15 protein-coding genes and 1 tRNA gene are annotated in these 17,012 nt (G+C 71.7%); 7 read left to right on the forward strand and 9 right to left on the reverse strand.

Annotation, left to right across the window (positions count from 1 at the left end; translation table 11 throughout):
* Positions 1 to 57: 57 nt before the first annotated feature.
* Entirely contained in the window at positions 58 to 2,586 is a 2,529-nt protein-coding gene (locus AQJ11_RS42525; RefSeq protein ID WP_059267040.1) for an ABC transporter permease, read from the reverse strand.
* Complete coding sequence (locus AQJ11_RS42530) at positions 2,586 to 3,356, reverse strand: ABC transporter ATP-binding protein (RefSeq protein WP_014673156.1); 771 nt, start codon at positions 3,354 to 3,356, stop codon at positions 2,586 to 2,588. The genes AQJ11_RS42525 and AQJ11_RS42530 overlap by 1 nt, the downstream gene beginning before the upstream one ends.
* A 411-nt stretch (positions 3,357 to 3,767) precedes the next feature.
* On the opposite strand from AQJ11_RS42530, the gene AQJ11_RS42535 reads away from it, so the two are divergent.
* The 3 genes from AQJ11_RS42535 (at position 3,768) to AQJ11_RS42545 (ending at position 6,197) form a co-directional block, all read left to right on the forward strand.
* Positions 3,768 to 3,851, forward strand: a tRNA-Leu gene (locus AQJ11_RS42535).
* Between the two features lie 167 nt (positions 3,852 to 4,018).
* Positions 4,019 to 5,194 carry a 4-hydroxybenzoate 3-monooxygenase gene (locus AQJ11_RS42540; protein WP_059267041.1) on the forward strand — a complete coding sequence of 392 codons (1,176 nt, stop codon included), beginning with the start codon at positions 4,019 to 4,021 and terminating at the stop codon, positions 5,192 to 5,194.
* A gap of 148 nt (positions 5,195 to 5,342) precedes the next feature.
* A complete protein-coding gene (locus AQJ11_RS42545; RefSeq protein ID WP_041665245.1) occupies positions 5,343 to 6,197 on the forward strand; it encodes a Bax inhibitor-1/YccA family protein in 855 nt (284 codons plus the stop codon).
* Between the two features lie 57 nt (positions 6,198 to 6,254).
* On the opposite strand, the gene AQJ11_RS42550 is transcribed toward AQJ11_RS42545, so the two are convergent.
* Entirely contained in the window at positions 6,255 to 6,485 is a 231-nt protein-coding gene (locus tag AQJ11_RS42550) for a DUF4287 domain-containing protein (RefSeq protein ID WP_014673153.1), read from the reverse strand.
* A gap of 99 nt (positions 6,486 to 6,584) precedes the next feature.
* On the opposite strand from AQJ11_RS42550, the gene AQJ11_RS42555 reads away from it, so the two are divergent.
* On the forward strand, positions 6,585 to 6,896 hold the full coding sequence (locus AQJ11_RS42555) for a hypothetical protein (protein WP_078611752.1): 312 nt from the start codon (positions 6,585 to 6,587) through the stop codon (positions 6,894 to 6,896).
* Positions 6,897 to 6,905: 9 nt separating this feature from the next.
* Here AQJ11_RS42555 and AQJ11_RS42560 read toward each other — a convergent pair whose 3' ends face one another.
* The 3 genes from AQJ11_RS42560 to AQJ11_RS42570 all read right to left on the reverse strand — a co-directional run bounded on the left by AQJ11_RS42560 (position 6,906) and on the right by AQJ11_RS42570 (position 10,377).
* On the reverse strand, positions 6,906 to 7,688 hold the full coding sequence (locus tag AQJ11_RS42560; protein WP_208616759.1) for a hypothetical protein: 783 nt from the start codon (positions 7,686 to 7,688) through the stop codon (positions 6,906 to 6,908).
* A gap of 291 nt (positions 7,689 to 7,979) precedes the next feature.
* Positions 7,980 to 9,200 carry an acetyl-CoA C-acetyltransferase gene (locus tag AQJ11_RS42565; protein ID WP_058080805.1) on the reverse strand — a complete coding sequence of 407 codons (1,221 nt, stop codon included), beginning with the start codon at positions 9,198 to 9,200 and terminating at the stop codon, positions 7,980 to 7,982.
* A 160-nt stretch (positions 9,201 to 9,360) separates the two neighbouring features.
* The gene (locus AQJ11_RS42570; protein ID WP_175252169.1) at positions 9,361 to 10,377 is read right to left on the reverse strand and encodes an SGNH/GDSL hydrolase family protein; all 1,017 of its coding nucleotides are present in this window, start codon (positions 10,375 to 10,377) and stop codon (positions 9,361 to 9,363) included.
* A 157-nt stretch (positions 10,378 to 10,534) separates the two neighbouring features.
* On the opposite strand from AQJ11_RS42570, the gene AQJ11_RS42575 reads away from it, so the two are divergent.
* Entirely contained in the window at positions 10,535 to 11,926 is a 1,392-nt protein-coding gene (locus tag AQJ11_RS42575) for a cystathionine beta-synthase (RefSeq protein WP_014673148.1), read from the forward strand.
* 341 nt (positions 11,927 to 12,267) lie between these two features.
* Here the strand turns inward: AQJ11_RS42575 and AQJ11_RS42580 are convergent, their stop codons facing one another.
* Positions 12,268 to 13,122: a helix-turn-helix transcriptional regulator gene (locus AQJ11_RS42580; RefSeq protein WP_014673147.1), complete on the reverse strand. Its 855-nt coding sequence runs from the start codon at positions 13,120 to 13,122 to the stop codon at positions 12,268 to 12,270.
* Between the two features lie 146 nt (positions 13,123 to 13,268).
* Here AQJ11_RS42580 and AQJ11_RS42585 point away from each other — a divergent pair, with 146 nt between their 5' ends.
* On the forward strand, positions 13,269 to 14,030 hold the full coding sequence (locus AQJ11_RS42585) for an SDR family oxidoreductase (protein ID WP_014673146.1): 762 nt from the start codon (positions 13,269 to 13,271) through the stop codon (positions 14,028 to 14,030).
* 31 nt (positions 14,031 to 14,061) lie between these two features.
* Here AQJ11_RS42585 and AQJ11_RS42590 read toward each other — a convergent pair whose 3' ends face one another.
* Complete coding sequence (locus AQJ11_RS42590; RefSeq protein WP_059267043.1) at positions 14,062 to 14,511, reverse strand: hypothetical protein; 450 nt, start codon at positions 14,509 to 14,511, stop codon at positions 14,062 to 14,064.
* Between the two features lie 10 nt (positions 14,512 to 14,521).
* Positions 14,522 to 15,934, reverse strand: coding sequence for a purine-cytosine permease family protein (locus AQJ11_RS42595; RefSeq protein ID WP_058080801.1), 1,413 nt, complete (start codon positions 15,932 to 15,934; stop codon positions 14,522 to 14,524).
* A gap of 129 nt (positions 15,935 to 16,063) precedes the next feature.
* Between AQJ11_RS42595 and AQJ11_RS42600 the strand changes: the two genes are divergently transcribed.
* Entirely contained in the window at positions 16,064 to 16,906 is an 843-nt protein-coding gene (locus AQJ11_RS42600) for a MurR/RpiR family transcriptional regulator (RefSeq protein WP_208616755.1), read from the forward strand.
* Positions 16,907 to 17,012 lie beyond the last annotated feature (106 nt).

Genomic DNA, 17,012 nt, shown 5'->3' on the forward strand with positions numbered 1-17,012 from the left:
GGTACGACGCAAGGGGGCCCCTTCCCGAGGGGCCCCCTTGCGTCGTCGTACGACCGCCTACTCGGCCTTGATGGCCGTCAGCATGTTCAGCCGGGCCGCGCGCCGGGCCGGCCACAGCGCGGCCAGGACGCCGACCACGCCCGCCAGCAGCAGGAACACCGTCATCCGGCCGTACGGCAGCACCAGTTCGTACGTCGGCATCTTCGTGCCCAGCAACTCGCCGGCCGCCCAGCCGAAGAACACGCCCAGGCCGATGCCCAGCACCCCGCCGAACAGGGAGATCACCAGGGACTCCAGGCGGACCATCCGCTTGACCGCCCTGCGGTCCAGGCCGATCGCGCGGAGCATCCCGATCTCCTGGGCCCGCTCGAAGACGGACATGGCCAGCGTGTTGATGACGCCGAGCACCGCGACGATCACCGCCATGCCGAGCAGGCCGTAGACCATGTTCAGCATCAGCGTGAACGTCTGTGCGATCTCATCGGAGATGTCCTGCTTGTCCTGGACCTTGATCGCCGGGTTGGAGCCGAGGACCTTCTCCAGCCTGTCCTTGGCCGCGGCGGACGCCCCGTCCGCCGTCTTCACCATGACCTGCATGTCGGCCGGGTCGGACAGGTGCGGGGTGAGCACCTTGTTGTCGAGGATGATCCCGTTGAGCATGTCGTTGCCCTCGTAGACCCCCGCGACCGTCAGCCGCTGGGCCTTGCCGTCCTCGAAGTGCGCGGTGAAGCGGGAACCGGCCTTCCAGCCGAGGTCCTTGGCCCGGTCCTCGTCCACGACGACCCGCGTGCCGCCCACGGTGAAGGAGCCGTCGGTCACCTTCAGGTCCGTCAGCTTGCCGATCGCCGCGCCGTCGACCCCGGTCAGGTACTCGGTCTCGCCGTCGATGCGGGACTCGCCGTTGCGCAGCGGGCTGCTCGCGGTGACGTCGGCGGCGGAGGCGAGCTTCTTCTCCACGCCGGGGGAGAGCGGGCCGCGGTTGGCCATCGAGACGACGTAGTCGGCGCGGATCGCCGAGGAGGCCATCTTGTCGATGGACGTCTGGAGGCTGCCCGCCATCACCGTCATGCCGGTGATCAGGGTCAGGCCGATCATCAGCGCCGAGGCGGTGGCCGCGGTACGGCGCGGGTTGCGCACCGAGTTCTGCCGGGCCAGCTTGCCCGACACCCCGAAGGCGCGCAGCACCGGCGCGGCGGCGGCGATCAGCGGGCGGGACAGCAGCGGAGTCAGGATGAACACGCCGATGATGAGCAGGACCGCGCCGAGGCCCATCGCGCCCTGGCCGGTGTCGGCGTTCATCCTCGTGCCGGCGAGGACCACCGCGATCCCGGCCGCAGCGAACAGCGAACCCAGCGTGTTGCGCAGCACCAGCGACTTGGCGGTGGCCTTGGCGTGCACGCTGCTCATCGCCGCCACCGGCGGGATCTTCGCGGCCCGGCGGCCGGGCAGCCACGCGGCCAGCATGGTGATGAGGACACCGACCGCGAGGGCGGTGACCACCGTGCCGGGGCTGATCACCAGCGGGCCGTCGGGCATGCTCGCGCCGAACGAGCCGAGCAGGGAGCGCAGGCCCGCGCCGATGCCGACACCGGCGGCCAGGCCGGTCACGCCGGCGACCGCGCCGACGGCGAACGCCTCGATCAGCACCGAGCGGGTGACCTGGCGGCGGGAGGCGCCGACCGCCCGCAGCAGGGCCAGTTCCCGGGTGCGCTGGGCGACCAGCATGGTGAAGGTGTTGGCGATGATGAACGTGCCGACGAACAGGGCGATGCCGGCGAACACCAGCAGGCCCTGCTTCAGGCTGCTCATGGAGGCGGAGATGGCCTTCGCCTGGTCGTCGGCGAGCTGCCTGCCGGTGGTGGTCTCCACCAGCTTCGCGGGCAGGGCCTTGTCCAGCTCCGCCTTGAGCGCCGTCTGGCTGGTGCCGGCCGCGGCCCGCACGTCGATCTCGTCGTACGTGCCCTTCTTGCCGAACAGGGCCTGTGCGGTCGCGGTGTCGAACAGGGCGAGGCTGCCGCCCGCGGCGACGTTGCCGTCGTCGGTGGTGAAGATGCCGCTGACGGTGGGCGTGAGGACCGGGCCGTCCACGGAGAGCCGCACGGTGTCGCCGACCCGGTACCCGGCCCGCTTCGCGGTCGCCGAGTCGATCAGCACCTCGTCCTCGCCGTGCGGGGCATGGCCGCTGACCAGCGGGTAGCGGGGGTCGTCGGTGCCCCAGTAGTTGCCGCCGGCGGACTGCCAGTCGCCGCCGACGAGCTTGCCGTCCTTGTCGGCGACGGCGGTGAATCCGGTGACGACACCGGTGGCGGAGGCGGCCCCGGGAACCCCGGCGGCCTTGTCGAGCAGGGCCCGGGTCAGCTCCGGCGTCCTGCCGACCTGGTTGCCCCGGGAGTCCTGGTACTCGGGCCGGACGGCGACGTCGACCTGGTCGAAGCCCTTGGCGGAGCTCTTCTGGTAGGCGTCGGAGATGGTGTTGGTGAAGACCAGCGTCCCGGAGACGAACGCCACGCCGAGCATGACGGCGAGCACGGTCATCAGGAGCCGGGCCTTGTGCGCGAGGACGTTGCGCAGGGCGGTGCGGAACATCAGCTGGTACGGCCCTTCGCGTCGAACTGCTTCATCAGGTCGAGGACGGAGTCGGCCGTCGGGCCGTACATCTCGTCGACGATCCGGCCGTCGGCCAGGAAGATCACGCGGTCCGCGTAGGCGGCGGCCACCGGGTCGTGGGTGACCATGACGACGGTCTGGCCCAGTTCGCGCACGGAGTTGCGCAGGAAGCCGAGGACCTCGGCGCCGGAGCGCGAGTCCAGGTTCCCGGTGGGCTCGTCACCGAAGATGATCTCGGGCCGGGAGGCGAGGGCGCGGGCGACGGCGACGCGCTGCTGCTGACCGCCGGAGAGCTGGGAGGGCCGGTGGCCGAGCCGCCCGGACAGCCCGACCATCTCGATGACCCGGTCCAGCCACGCCTTGTCCGGCTTCCGCCCGGCGATGTCCATCGGGAGGGTGATGTTCTCCAGGGCGGTCAGCGTCGGCAGCAGGTTGAACGCCTGGAAGATGAAGCCGATCTTGTCCCGGCGCAACTTGGTGAGCTGCTTGTCCTTCAGGGACCCCAGCTCGGTCTCCCCGATCCGGACGGACCCGGAGGAGAAGGTGTCCAGCCCGGCCACACAGTGCATCAGCGTGGACTTGCCGGAGCCCGACGGCCCCATGATCGCGGTGAACTCGGCGGCCCGGAAGTCGACGGAGACCCGGTCCAGGGCGACCACCCGGGTCTCACCCTGCCCGTAGATCTTCGACAGCTCCGTGGCGCGTGCGGCCACGGCGGTGGTCCGGCCGGCGGTGGGTGTGGTGGTCACGGGAGGGCGCTCCTGTCGGTACGACGTCTGTTCGCTGGGGACTGATCCATCGTCCCGGCGGGGAGCGCGCGTGGAGTCAGTCGCTGTTCCGGTTCCGGAGGGCGACTGGGGTCGCACGCAGCCGCCCGCTGTCATACCTGGGGAGGACGGGTGACCCTGACTCCGTCCGTGTCGGGGGCCGTATCGGAAACCGTGTCGAGAACAGGTGGAACACCCTCGTTCGGACGGTGAAATTCCGTCATTTCACGTACGCGCGTACAGCCGTCACGTCAGGCTATTGGCAAGTGCGGATGGCGCGTTCCACGGGCTGATGCACCCTCAGACCTCAATAAGACAACATCGGTCCACCCGTCCGCTGTTCGGGGGGTGGGTCCCGATAGGGTCGAACCTCGCAAGCGGAGCCCACGGCCTGCCCGGATGGTGGAATGCAGACACGGCGAGCTTAAACCTCGCTGCCCCTTCGCGGGCGTGCCGGTTCGAGTCCGGCTCCGGGCACCTTCCTCCGTCGGTTTCCTCCTGGAACCGCCCTCTCGGCATTTCGACCGCCACACGACCGTTGACAGCGGGGCCCGTGCGGTCGGAGACTCACGCCTGGAACTCAGTGAAGGAAATTTCACCATGCGAACACCCTGCGGGGTGGCTGAAGACCAGGGAGACGACCGATGCGCACCACCGTCGGGATCATCGGGGCAGGGCCGGCCGGGCTCCTGCTCGCGCGGCTGCTGCACCGCGCCGGGATCGAGTCGGTCGTCCTGGAGGGCCGGGACCGGGCTTACGTCGAGCAGCGGCAGCGGGCCGGGATCCTGGAGCAGGGGACGGTCGACGTGCTGCGCGCCGCCGGGGCCGGGGAGCGGATGGACCGGGAGGGGCTGCGGCACGACGGGATCGAGCTGCGGTTCGACCGGCGCCGGCACCGCGTCGACTTCCCCGCGCTCACCGGCGGGCGGTCCGTGACCGTCTACGCCCAGACCGAGGTCTGCAAGGACCTCATCGCGCTCCAGCTGAAGGAGGGCGGGCCGCTGCTCTTCGAGGCCGAGGCGCTGGCGGTGGAGGGCGCGGAGAGCGACCGGCCGCGGGTCGCCTTCCGGCACCAGGGGCGCGAGGACGTGCTGGAGTGCGACTACGTCGTCGGCTGCGACGGGTTCTGGGGGGTGGCCCGCCAGGCCTTCCCGGCCGGGGTCTGCCGGGTGTTCGAGCGGTCGTACCCCTATGCCTGGCTGGGCATCCTCGCCGATGTCGCTCCCTCGCACGACGAACTCGTCTACGCCCGCCACGAACGCGGCTTCGCCCTGCTGTCCATGCGGTCGCCGGCCGTCTCCCGGCTCTACCTCCAGGTGCCCGCGGGGACGGACGCCGAGGCGTGGAGCGACGGGGCGGTCTGGGACGAGCTGGAGCGGCGGTTCGAGACGGACGACGGCTGGCGGCTGGAGCGCGGGCCCATCACCCAGAAGTCGGTCACCCCCATGCGTTCCTTCGTGCACGAGCCGATGCGGCACGGCCGGCTCTTCCTCGCCGGCGACGCCGCCCACATCGTGCCGCCGACCGGCGCCAAGGGGCTGAACCTCGCCGTCGGCGACGTCGTCACCCTCGCCCGGGCCCTCGCCCACGAGCGGGAGACCGGCTCCCCGGACCTCCTCGACGCCTACTCCGCGACCTGTCTGCGCCGGATCTGGCAGGCCGAGCGGTTCTCCTACGACATGACGACCCTGCTGCACCGCGCCCCGGACGCCACCGCCTTCGACGCCCGCCTCCAGCTGGCCCGGCTGGAGCGGATCGCCTCCTCCCGCGCGGCCGAGACCGATCTGGCGGAGGCGTACACAGGGTTTCCGCTCGGTTAGCCGTCCGTCCATGGCCGGGAATCAGTCGCCCGCGTAGCGTGTTGCGCAGCACAGCAGGGGAAAGATCCTCCTCAAGTATCATGGTCGATCCTTTGCCAATCCATTACTCTTGAGCCAAGGCTGCGCTCGGCAGCCATGGAGGAGTGAAATGAGGAGCAGTAACCCGGTCTTCTCGCGACGGGGGTTCAGCCGCGACAACGGCTACGCCGGCTTCAACACCGCACCGCAGGCCGGGTACGCACAGGGCAACCCGTACGCGCAGAACCCGTACGCGCAGAACCCCTACGCACAGCAGGGCGTCGGCGCCCCGCCCCAGGCCCCGGCCACCACCGACCGGATGACCATGGACGACGTCGTCGTCCGCTCGGCCATCACGCTGGGCACGGTCGCCGTCGGCGCCGTCCTCGCCTGGGTCCTGCTGCCCGTCTCGGGCACCAGCTACGGCCTGGCCGTCGGCTCCGCGCTGATCGCCTTCGTCCTGGCGATGGTGCAGAGCTTCAAGCGCACCCCGTCGCCCGCGCTGATCCTCGGGTACGCCGCCTTCGAGGGCGTCTTCCTCGGCGTCCTCAGCGAGATGTACAACAGCCGCTGGAGCGGCGCGCCCTTCCAGGCCGTGCTCGGCACCATGGCCGTCTCGGGCGCGACCCTGCTCATCTACAAGGCCGGCTGGATCCGCGTCACCGCCCGCTACGCCCGCATCGGCCTCGCCATCGCGATGGCGTTCCTGGTGGTCATGGCGGTCAACCTGCTGCTGGTCGCCTTCGGTGTCGCGGAGGACGGCGGACTGCGCAGCTTCGGCCCGCTCGGCGCGCTCGTCGGCATCATCGCGATCGTGCTCGGCGCGTTCTTCCTGACCCTCGACTTCAAGCAGATCGAGGACGGCATCGCCTACGGCGCCCCGCGCAACGAGGCCTGGCTCGCCGCGTTCGGTCTCACCCTGACCCTGGTGTGGATCTACGTGGAGATGCTGCGGCTGGTGGCGATCTTCAGCAGCAACGACTGACGCCGGCGCCGGTCGTCGGCAGGGCCCCGGGCGAATCCGCCCGGGGCCCTGTGCCGTTCAGAGCAGCTTGCGCGCCGCCCTCCTCAGGTCGTACTCGTGCACGAGCGCCTTCGCGTGGCCGTACGCGAGGTCGTACTCGTGCCGGAGCCAGCTGACCTTCTCCTCGAAGCGGACGAGTGCCGGGCCTTCTTCGACGGTGCGCAGCCAGTCGGAGACTTCACGACCGGTGCAGTGGGGGATGCGGGCGAGCAGATTGCGATGGGTCTCCTCGGAGAAGACGTGGGACATCGGCGCCTCCGAACGCAAAGGGGATGTAAGCCGGTCCTTCACGTCACCGTGCCTGAGCGTTCGCGTATTGGCAACAGTGCGGGGCGTTACGCTCGGCGGGTGGTTGATACGACGCCCTTGACCCAAGCAGTGGATCACTTCGCCGACCGGTTGCGGGCGGCACCGCAGAGCCGGCTCCAACGCAGCGCCGCCGCGGAGGCATTGGCCCTGGCCCGGGAGCTCTCCCGGCGGGCCCAGCTGATGGAGGAGCCGGGGGGTGAGCCCCGGGAGATGCCGGACGCGGGGATGTTCGCCGCGGCGGACCAGATCCTGGTGGCCGCGCACGACCTCGCGGTCGTGGTGCGCAGCGAGGACCAGGTCGCCGAGGCCGTGCGGCTGGTGGAGGAGGCGCGGCAGCGGGCGGGGGTCTGACGTCGGCCGTCAGAGGGACGCGATCACCCTGTCGGCCAGGATGTACACCGTCTCCTCGCCGCACGCGAACGTCAGGGTGTACGCGCCGGAGATGCCCGAGCCGCCCAGGAGGTAGGGGGCCTCGCCGGACTCCAGGGCCCGCGCCAGCCGTTCCGCCGTCTCGCGGTGGCCCGGGGTCATGCACAGGGTGGTGCCGTCGGCGAAGACGTAGACGTCGAGCGTGCCGAGCGGGCCGGGGCGGACGTCGGAGAGTTCGACGCGCTCGGCGGCCAGCCCTTCCAGCGTGGTGACGGTGCGCTCGTGGTCGTTCACGGCCGGCGACTGCACCGGGACGAAGTCGGGGTGCGAGGGGTGCCGGCGGCGCGCCGCGGCCAGTTCCGGGGACTCGCCGGCGAACTCGTCGGCGTCGGCGCCCGGCTCGGCCACCGGCTCCAGCGGCTCCAGGCCCACGAAGTCCGCCTGGCGGGGCAGGAACACGTCGGTATCGGGCAGGCCGTACAACGAGGGTGCCTCGGAGGCGTCACGGGCCTCCTGCGCCGCCCAGAAGGCGCGTGCCTCGGCCAGCTCGCGCTCCCGCTCCTCGGCGAGCGCCTCGGCCACGGCCGCCCGTATCTCCTCGGCGTCGGCGGCGGTGCGGGCGCTCGGCAGGAGGGCGCGGGTCGTGGCCGCCTGGCCGTCGGCGAGCTGCGCCGCCAGTTCGGTGAGCTGGCGGCGCACCTTCAGCACGGTGCGCAGAACGGCGACACCCACGGCGCCGGTGGCTGCCGTGGTGAGCAGCAGGGCGATCGGCATGGCGCTCACTGACATACTCCTGGTTCAAGTCGACCCCCGACTTCCTACATCAGCTTGAGGGGCGGACTAACCAACTGTCAGTGCGTAACGTCACGAAACGGACAGGACTTTGGGTTGGTGGTTCCGTCGTGCGCCCTGCCGGTCCGCGCTGACCTGCACCGATGTGCCTGGCGAGCGAGATAGGTCACATCCTGGGGGAGATTTGGTCACGAAAAGGCCCAGAACCACGGTGTTTCCTGGGTTCTGGGCCCTTCTGCGACGTTACGTGCGTGACCCGCTACGGACGGTGGGTCAGCTGAGGCGCTCGATGACCATCGCCATGCCCTGGCCGCCGCCGACGCACATCGTCTCCAGGCCGAACTGCTTGTCGTGCCACTGGAGCGAGTTGATGAGCGTGCCGGTGATGCGGGCGCCGGTCATGCCGAACGGGTGGCCGACGGCGATGGCACCGCCGTTGACGTTCAGCTTGTCGATGTCGATGCCGAGCTCCCGGTACGACGGGATCACCTGGGCGGCGAAGGCCTCGTTGATCTCGACCAGGTCGATGTCGTCGATGGTCAGGCCGGCGCGCCGGAGGGCCTGCTTGCTCGCCTCCACCGGGCCGAGGCCCATGATCTCCGGGGAGAGGCCGGAGACACCGGTGGACACGATGCGGGCGAGCGGGGTCAGGCCCAGTTCGCGGGCCTTGGTGTCGGACATGATGACGAGCGCGGCGGCGCCGTCGTTCAGCGGGCAGCAGTTGCCGGCCGTGACGAGTCCGTCCGGGCGGAAGACCGGCTTCAGGCCCTGCACGGCCTCCAGGGTGACGCCGGCGCGCGGGCCGTCGTCCTTGCCGACCACCGTGCCGTCGGGGAGGGTCACCGGGGTGATCTCGCGCTCCCAGAAGCCGTTCTTGATGGCTTCCTCGGCGAGGTTCTGCGAGCGGACGCCGAACTCGTCCATCTCCTGGCGGGTGACGCCCTTCCAGCGGGCCAGGTTCTCGGCGGTCTGGCCCATCGCGATGTAGGGGTCGGGCAGCAGGCCGTCCTCGCGCGGGTCGTGCCAGGTGGTGCCCTCCTGCTGGGCGACGGACGCGGTGCGGGCCTCGGCCTCGGCGAACAGCGGGTTGTGCGTGTCCGGCAGGCCGTCGGAGCTGCCCTTGACGTAGCGGGAGACCATCTCGACACCGGCCGAGATGAAGACGTCGCCCTCGCCGGCCTTGATGGCGTGCAGCGCCATGCGGGAGGTCTGGAGGGAGGAGGAGCAGTAGCGGGTGATGGTGCAGCCCGGCAGGTGGTCCATGCCCATCTGCACGGCGACGATCCGGCCGAGGTTGTGGCCCTGCTCGCCGCCGGGGAGGCCGCAGCCGAGCATCAGGTCGTCGATGTCCCGCGGGTCCAGCTCGGGGATCTTGGCGAGCGCCGCCTGGATGATCGTGGCGGTGAGGTCGTCGGGGCGCAGGTCCTTCAGGGAGCCCTTGTTCGCGCGGCCGATGGGGGAGCGGGCGGTCGAGACGATCACGGCTTCGGGCATCACGGCTCCAGTGGCGGATTTTTTCTGGCAGGGCAGGTGGGAAGTTACCCGTACGTATGGGCCAGGTCACCGGTGTCGCGGTGTGACACTGGCCGCAATTGTCTAAGCGCTTGCTTGGCTCCGGCCCGGCCCGGCCCCGACCGGGCCCGTCGGAGGTGCGTCACAGGGGCCGGGCCGCCGGCTCCGCCTCGGGTACCCGCCGCCGGCGCCTCCGCTTGAGCAGCGCCCACGGACCCCGCGGTCCCGTCGGCATGGCCGCCGTCACCTCGGTGCCGGCCTCCGCCGCGGCCTCCGCCGCCGCGCGGGCCACCGGCAGGAAACCCTCCCGGCGCGACACGTCCGGCCGTTCCTCCTCCGGCCACAGGCCCAGCGCCGCGCACACCGTGGGCAGGACGGCCATGGCCGCGGTCGCGTAGCCCTCGGCCGACGGGTGGTAGTTGTCCGGCCCGAACAGCTCCCGCGGATTCGCCTCGAACTCGGGGCCGAGCAGGTCGCCCAGCGACACCGTGCGCCCGCCCTGCTCCACCACCCCGATCGTCTGGGCCGCCGCGAGCTGCCGGGACGCTCGCCGGGCCAGCCAGCGCAGCGGCTGCTGCACCGGCTCGATGGTGCCGAGATCGGGGCAGGTGCCGACCACCACCTCGGCGCCGGCCGTGCGCAGCCGTCGTACCGCCGCCGACAGGTGCCGTACCGAGCGGGTCGGGGGCATCCGGTGGGTCACGTCGTTCGCGCCGACCATGATCACGCAGATGTCCGGGACGGGGGAGGGCGCGGACAGCACCAGCGCGACCTGGCGGTCCAGGTCGTCGGACCGGGCGCCCGGCACCGCCACGTTCCGCAGCTCCACCGGGCGTTCCGCCACCGCCGCCAGCCCGGAGGCCAGCAGCGCCCCCGGGGTCTGGCCCACCCGGTGCACGCCCTGCCCCGCCGCCGTCGAATCGCCGAGCATGGTCAGGCGGAGCGGCGGTTCGCCGGGGATGTCGTACGCGTGCCCGTACACGCCGTCGGCCACCGGCACCCGCCCACCGCTGCCGTTGCCCACATGGCGCCGCGCCAGTCGCACCTCCGCCAGCACCAGACCGACGACGGCCGCGCCGATGAGCCCGACCCCGCCCCCGCCGTACGCCGCCCCGGCCGCGATGCGCCGGGCCACCCGTGCCCTCGACATCCTCGTCATGCGTCGCCGCCACCTCCTCGTAGCCGTATCCACTCCTTGCCCCGTACGGACCGTGCGCCAATCTCGACGGGGAGTGAACAACCGCCCGCGCCGCACCGCTGGCCTTAGGCTGGCGGCACCACTACGAACAGTTCTTTTGCAGCGACCGGAGACAACGGTGCGATACCACGACTCGATGATCAGCCTCGTCGGCGACACCCCGCTGGTGCGGCTCAACAACGTGACCAAGGGCATCCAGGCGACCGTCCTGGCCAAGGTGGAGTACTTCAACCCGGGCGGTTCCGTGAAGGACCGCATCGCCCTGCGCATGATCGAGGCCGCGGAGCAGAGCGGGGAGTTGAAGCCGGGCGGCACGATCGTCGAGCCGACCAGTGGCAACACCGGCGTGGGACTCGCCATCGTGGCCCAGCAGAAGGGCTACAAGTGCATCTTCGTGTGCCCGGACAAGGTCAGCACCGACAAGATCAACGTGCTGCGCGCGTACGGCGCCGAGGTGGTCGTGTGCCCGACCGCCGTGGCCCCGGAGCACCCCGACTCGTACTACAACGTCTCCGACCGGCTGGTGCGCGAGACGCCCGGCGCCTGGAAGCCCGACCAGTACTCCAACCCCAACAACCCGCTCTCGCACTACCACTCGACCGGCCCCGAGCTGTGGGAGCAGACCGAGGGGAGGATCACCCACTTCGTGGCGGGCGTCGGCACCGGCGGCACCATCTCCGGCACCGGCCGCTACCTGAAGGAGGCCAGCCAGGGCGCGGTCAAGGTCATCGGCGCCGACCCCGAGGGCTCCGTGTACTCGGGCGGCTCCGGGCGGCCGTACCTGGTCGAGGGCGTCGGTGAGGACTTCTGGCCGACCGCCTACGACCGCACCGTCGCGGACGAGATCGTCGCCGTCTCCGACAAGGACTCCTTCCAGATGACCCGCCGGCTGGCCAAGGAGGAGGGCCTGCTGGTGGGCGGCTCCTGCGGCATGGCCGTCGTGGCCGCGCTGAAGGTCGCCGAGCGGCTCGGCCCGGACGACGTCGTGGTCGTGCTCCTGCCCGACAGCGGCCGGGGCTACCTCAGCAAGATCTTCAACGACGAGTGGATGGCCGACTACGGCTTCCTGGAGGACGAGGGCCCCAGCGCCCGCGTCGGCGACGTCCTGAGCCACAAGGCGGGCGGCTCCATCCCGTCCCTGGTGCACATGCACCCGGAGGAGACCGTCGGCCAGGCCATCGAGGTGCTGCGCGAGTACGGCGTCTCGCAGATGCCCGTCGTCAAGCCGGGCGCCGGTCACCCGGACGTGATGGCCGCCGAGGTCGTCGGCTCGGTCGTGGAACGGGAGCTGCTCGACGCCCTCTTCAGCCAGCGGGCCTCGCTGGAGGACCCGCTGGAGAAGCACATGTGCGCCCCGCTGCCCCAGGTCGGCTCCGGCGAGCCGGTCGGCGACCTGATGCAGGTGCTGGGTTCGGCGGACGCCGCGATCGTGCTGGTCGAGGGCAAGCCGACCGGCGTGGTCAGCCGGCAGGACCTGCTGGCCTTCCTGGCCAAGGGCGGCGCCAAGTAGCCGGTTCGGGCGAGGGCCCGGGTTCGCGGAAGTGGTACGAGGGCGTCATGTGCGCGCAGCACCCGCTTAACACGGGTCCGGCAGAGTAGTGGGTGTCGGCAGGGGCGGGAGCGGCTCCCCGCCCAGGCCGGCGCCGAACGGCGCCAAGGACCTCCGGAGCGGCTCCCGGACCTCCATGGACGCCACGGACGCGTAGGCCCGGCCCTGACCCGGCCCGCGTCCCTCGCGGGGACCGCCGTCGTCCCGCCCCCCGGAAACGGGGGTGCGGCGGTCCCCGCGCAACCCTTCGTGCCCGAACCGGCGCCGCCGGCGCGGACGCGGCTGCCCGCCGCCGCGGTTCCTCAGTCGCCGGCCGCGGCCGTCGTCGCGTTCCAGCTCCCCAGCACGGCCAGCCGCTCCGCCGTCTCCGAACCCGGCTCCGGCGTGTACACCACGACCGTCTGTTCCGGGTCCGCCGGGACCGTCAGGGTCTCGTACGGCAGGGTCAGCAGGCCCGCGACCGGGTGCCGCACCTGCTTCACGCCGAACGCGCACTCGCGGACCTCGTGGTCCGTCCACAGCCGGCGGAAGTCCTCGCTCTTCAGGGTCAGTTCGCCGACCAGCGCGCACAGGCCGGGGTCGTCGGCGTACCGGGCCGCCAGCAGCCGCAACTGGGCCACCGTCTGCGCGGCCACCGCCGTCCACTCCGGGTACAGCTCCCGGGAGGCCGGGTCGAGGAAGACCAGCCGGGGGACGTTCCGTTCGTCCGGTGCCAGGCGGCTGAAGCCGCCCACCGCGTCGCCGAGCGCGTTCCAGGCGAGCACGTCCATGCGGCGGCCCAGCACGAACGCCGGGTTGCGTTCCATGCCGTCGAGGAGGAGCTGCACGCCGGGCCGGACGCGGGGCGCACCGGCCGGCTTCCGCCGCTGCCGGCGGGGGCGCGCCACCGTGCGCAGGTACGCGTGCTCCGTCTCGTCCAGCCGCAGCACCCGCGCGACCGCGTCCAGCACGGCGTCGCTCACGCTGGTGCCCCGGCCCTGCTCCAGCCGGATGTAGTAGTCGACGCTCACACCCGCGAGCTGGGCCACCTCCTCGCGGCGCAGGCCCGGCACCCGGCGCCGCCCGTGCGCGGGCAGCCCGACCTCCTCCGGCCTGATGCGGGCGCGGCGCGAGCGCAGGAAGTCGCCCACCTCTGCTTCGGTCCAGTCCCCGTCCATGGCCCGATCGTAGGGGAACGAAGCCCGTCCATCGTGGTACTGGCAGACCCAGGAAAACCGCATCCCTGGGTAGGGCGGCCGGACGCGACGAGAGTGGTGCGGGCCGCCGGGGAGCAGCCCCGGCGGCGAGCCACGAGGGAGCACCCATGTCGTACGAGAACCTGTCCGGCCGTACCGCCGTGGTCACCGGAGCCGCCAGCGGCATCGGCGAGGCCGTCGCCCTGCACCTGGCCGCCGAGGGGGCCCGGGTGGCGCTGCTCGCCCGGCGCGCGGACCGGCTGGACGCGCTGGTGGAGAAGATCCGGGCGGAGGGCGGCCAGGCGCTCGCGGTGGCCGCCGACGTCACCGGCGACGCGTCCGTGGAGGCCGCCCGGGACCGGGTCCACGAGGCGTTCGGCGCCGTCGACCTCGTCGTCAACAACGCCGGTGTCATGCTGCCGAACCCCGTCGAGGAGGGCCGGCTCGACGAGTGGCAGCGGATGCTGGACACGAACGTCGCCGGCGTGCTGCGGATCATCCGCGCCTTCACCGCCGACCTGCTGGCCGCCGCGGCCGGGGGACGCACCGCCGACCTGGTGAACATCTCCTCCATCGGCGCCCACGTGACCTTCCCGAACTACGCGGTGTACGGGGCGACCAAGGCGGCCGTCACCTACCTGTCGCAGAGCCTGCGCGGCGAACTGGGGCCGCGGGACGTCCGGGTCACCAACATCGAGCCGGGACTCACGGAGACCGAACTGGCGTCCCACGTCGGCAGCGCGGAGCTGTCCGGGCAGCTCGACGAGCTGTTCGGGGCGATCGGGGGACTGGCCGCGGCGGAGGTCGCCGACGTCGTCGCCTACGTCACCAGCCGCCCCCGGCACGTCAACCTGCGCCAGATCATGGTGCTGCCGACCCGGCAGGCCTGACCCGGCCGGGCGCGGTCACCCGGCCCGGCCGTCACTCGCCCCGCGCCGGGCCGTCGTGGCCGCGCCGGCCGGCGAGGAGGTCCGGGTGGAGCCGTACGGCCTGCACCCCGTTGACGCCGACGATGCCGAGCCAGGTGACCACCATCCCGGACAGCCCGGCGACCGCGCCCGCGATGGCGGACAGCGGGATCGCCAGGACCAGCGTGATCAGGGCGAAGCCGTAGCGCTCGCCCCAGGAGTCGGCCGGCTTCGGCTGCCGGGTCTCGCGGGCCGTCGCCATCTGCCGCTCGGCGAGCCGGCGCCGTACCCGGCGGTCCACCGCGTCGTCGATCCGCTGCTCGACCTTCTCCAGGAAGGACTCCACCAGCGCGGAGTCGTAGTCCTCGCCCAGTTCCCTGCGGGCGCGCACGGTCGCGTCCAGGTCCTTCCGGAGGTTCGGGTCCGTCCTGAGGCCGGAGTCCCGGGGATCGAGTGTGCTCATACCGGTCAGCCTAGGGAGCGGCCGGCTCGACGGCACTGGGGTTAGCCCCCCGGTCGGCGTTCGGGCCGGCCGCCGTGTCGCGCCGCGCGACCAGCCAGTACAGCAGCGCCGGTACGGCCAGACCGACGATCCAGGAGATGTCCGCACCGCCCAGCGGGTCCACCAGCGGGCCGGTGTAGAAGCTCGTGGCGAGGAACGGCAGCTGGGCGAGCAGACCGGCCGCGTACACGGCGAGGGCGTCCCAGCGCCAGGCGCCGTAGCGGCCGTGCGGGTCGGCGAGGGCCGGGAGGTCGTACCGCTCCTTGGAGATCAAGTAGTAGTCGACCAGGTTGATCGCCGACCAGGGCGTGAAGAAGGTCAGCAGGAACAGCAGGAAGTCCTTGAAGGAGGACAGGAAGCTGTCCTTGCCCAGCAGGGCCACCGCGGTCCCGGCGGCCATCACCAGCCCGATGTACGCGGCCCGGCCCGCCCGGGACAGCCGCCGCTGCCCGCGGAAGCCGCTCACGCTCGTCACCATCGACATGAAGCCGCCGTAGGTGTTGAGGACGTTGACGGTGAGCTTGCCGAGCGCGATGACGAAGGAGAAGAAGGACGCGGCCAGGCCCGTGCCGCCGAGCGCGACGACGTAACCGACCTGGCTGTCCAGGAACGTCTCGCCCGCCGTGGCCGCGACCAGCACCCCGAAGGTCATCGACCACTGGGAGCCCAGCGCCGAGCCGGACAGCGTCCACCAGAAGGTGGCCTTCGTGGACGTCGTCCGCGGCAGATAGCGCGAGTAGTCCGCCACGTACGGGCCGAACGCCAGCTGCCAGGACGCCGACAGGGACACCGCCAGCAGGAACACCGGCAGCGAGAAGTGCGCGTCGTGCAGCAGCGCGGAGGTGTCGGCGCGGTCCAGGAGGCGTACGGCGAGGTAGACGAAGGCGAGCGCGCAGACGATGCTCGTGACCCGGCCGAGGGCGTGGATGACCCGGTAGCCGGCGGTCGCCATGACCGCCGTGACGACCGCGAAGACGACGATCCCGGTGGTGTCGTCCGTGTGGGTCAGCTCGCCCACCGCCTGCCCGGCGAGCACGCTGCCGGACGCGAAGAAGCCGACGTACATCACGATCACCAGCAGCAGCGGTACGACCGCCCCGCGCACCCCGAACTGCGCCCGCGACTGGATCATCTGCGGCAGGCCGAGTTTCGGGCCCTGGGCGGAGTGCAGGGCCATCACGGCGCCGCCGAGCAGGTTGCCGAGCAGCAGGCCGACGACCGACCACACCACGTCCCCGCCGAAGACGACCGCCAGGGCGCCCGTGACGACGGCCGTGATCTGGAGGTTGGCCCCGAGCCAGAGCGTGAACTGGCTGAAGGCCGTGCCGTGCCGTTCCTCGTCCGGGACGACGTCGATGGAGCGCAGTTCCACGAGCCGAGCCATGCGTTCTCCCCACACTGGGCTGTATAACGGTATGCAGCGACACACTGTCTGAATAGAAGGCCCGTGTTTGTCAATGCCTCGGCGCTGTACTCTCCCGGGGCGTCGAGGAATCCGGAGGGGGAGTACGTGATGAGCGGGACCGACAGCCCTGCCAACCGATTGCAGGCGCTCTTCGAGGGCCACCGGCTCACGCCGACCCAGCGGCGCATCGCGCACAGCATGGTGCGCCGGGCCGCCGACGTGCCCTTCCTGTCCAGCGTGGAACTGGCCGAACTGGCCGGGGTCAGCCAGCCGTCGGTGACCCGGTTCGCGGTCGCCCTCGGCTTCGACGGCTATCCCGCCCTGCGCAAGCACCTGCGCGAGGTCGTCCCGGCCGAACCGGCCGCCGGGGTCTGCGCCTACAACGAGTACCAGCAGGCCGTCGAGGCCGAGATCGAGAACCTCAGGCACCTCGCCGACCTGCTCGCCGACCCCCGCCCGGTGCAGCGGGCCGGCCGGATCCTCGCCGCCTCCCGCCCGCTGCCGGTGCTCGGCCTGCGCGCCGCCGCCTCCCAGGCGTACGGCTTCTCCTACTTCGCCGCCAAGGTGCACCCGGACGTCCGGCTGCTCCACGAGGGCGGCACGATGATCCACGACCGCATCGACGCCGCCGTCCGCGCGGGCGCCACCGCCCTGCTCTGCTTCGCGCTGCCCCGGCACCCGCGCGAGGTCGTGGACACCCTCGCCTACGCCAAGGACGCCGGCCTGACCGTGGTCACCGTCGCCGACTCCGCGTTCGCGCCGGTCGCCAAGTACTCCGACCTGCTGCTGCCCGCCGCCGTCGGCACCGGGCTCGCCTTCGACACCGCGTGCGCGCCGATGCTGCTCGGCCGGGTGCTGCTGGAGGCGCTGTGCGACGACCTGCCGGACGCCCAGGCCCGCCTGGAGGAGTTCGACGCGAAGGCGGCGGCCCGCGGCCTGTTCGTGGAATGACCGGGCCCCGCCCCTCTCAGATTCGTCTCACGTTCTGCTATTAGCTTCCCTACGAGACACATGCGCAGGGGACTCGTGACACGGGAGGCTGACGTGGCGCGCGGAG

This window comes from Streptomyces corchorusii (assembly GCF_001514055.1).
Lineage (GTDB): Bacteria > Actinomycetota > Actinomycetes > Streptomycetales > Streptomycetaceae > Streptomyces > Streptomyces olivaceoviridis.

Excerpts from the sequence above, each read along its gene's own strand:
- AQJ11_RS42580 (WP_014673147.1), bottom strand. The coding sequence starts at position 13,122 with ATGGACGGGGACTGGACCGAAGCAGAGGTGGGCGACTTCCTGCGCTCG.
- AQJ11_RS42595 (WP_058080801.1), bottom strand. The coding sequence starts at position 15,934 with ATGGCTCGGCTCGTGGAACTGCGCTCCATCGACGTCGTCCCGGACGAG.
- AQJ11_RS42600 (WP_208616755.1), top strand. The coding sequence starts at position 16,064 with ATGAGCGGGACCGACAGCCCTGCCAACCGATTGCAGGCGCTCTTCGAG.
- AQJ11_RS42540 (WP_059267041.1), top strand. The coding sequence starts at position 4,019 with ATGCGCACCACCGTCGGGATCATCGGGGCAGGGCCGGCCGGGCTCCTG.
- AQJ11_RS42525 (WP_059267040.1), bottom strand. The coding sequence starts at position 2,586 with ATGTTCCGCACCGCCCTGCGCAACGTCCTCGCGCACAAGGCCCGGCTC.
- AQJ11_RS42550 (WP_014673153.1), bottom strand. The coding sequence starts at position 6,485 with ATGTCCCACGTCTTCTCCGAGGAGACCCATCGCAATCTGCTCGCCCGC.
- AQJ11_RS42585 (WP_014673146.1), top strand. The coding sequence starts at position 13,269 with ATGTCGTACGAGAACCTGTCCGGCCGTACCGCCGTGGTCACCGGAGCC.
- AQJ11_RS42560 (WP_208616759.1), bottom strand. The coding sequence starts at position 7,688 with ATGCCGATCGCCCTGCTGCTCACCACGGCAGCCACCGGCGCCGTGGGT.
- AQJ11_RS42570 (WP_175252169.1), bottom strand. The coding sequence starts at position 10,377 with ATGACGAGGATGTCGAGGGCACGGGTGGCCCGGCGCATCGCGGCCGGG.
- AQJ11_RS42545 (WP_041665245.1), top strand. The coding sequence starts at position 5,343 with ATGAGGAGCAGTAACCCGGTCTTCTCGCGACGGGGGTTCAGCCGCGAC.
- AQJ11_RS42590 (WP_059267043.1), bottom strand. The coding sequence starts at position 14,511 with ATGAGCACACTCGATCCCCGGGACTCCGGCCTCAGGACGGACCCGAAC.
- AQJ11_RS42565 (WP_058080805.1), bottom strand. The coding sequence starts at position 9,200 with ATGCCCGAAGCCGTGATCGTCTCGACCGCCCGCTCCCCCATCGGCCGC.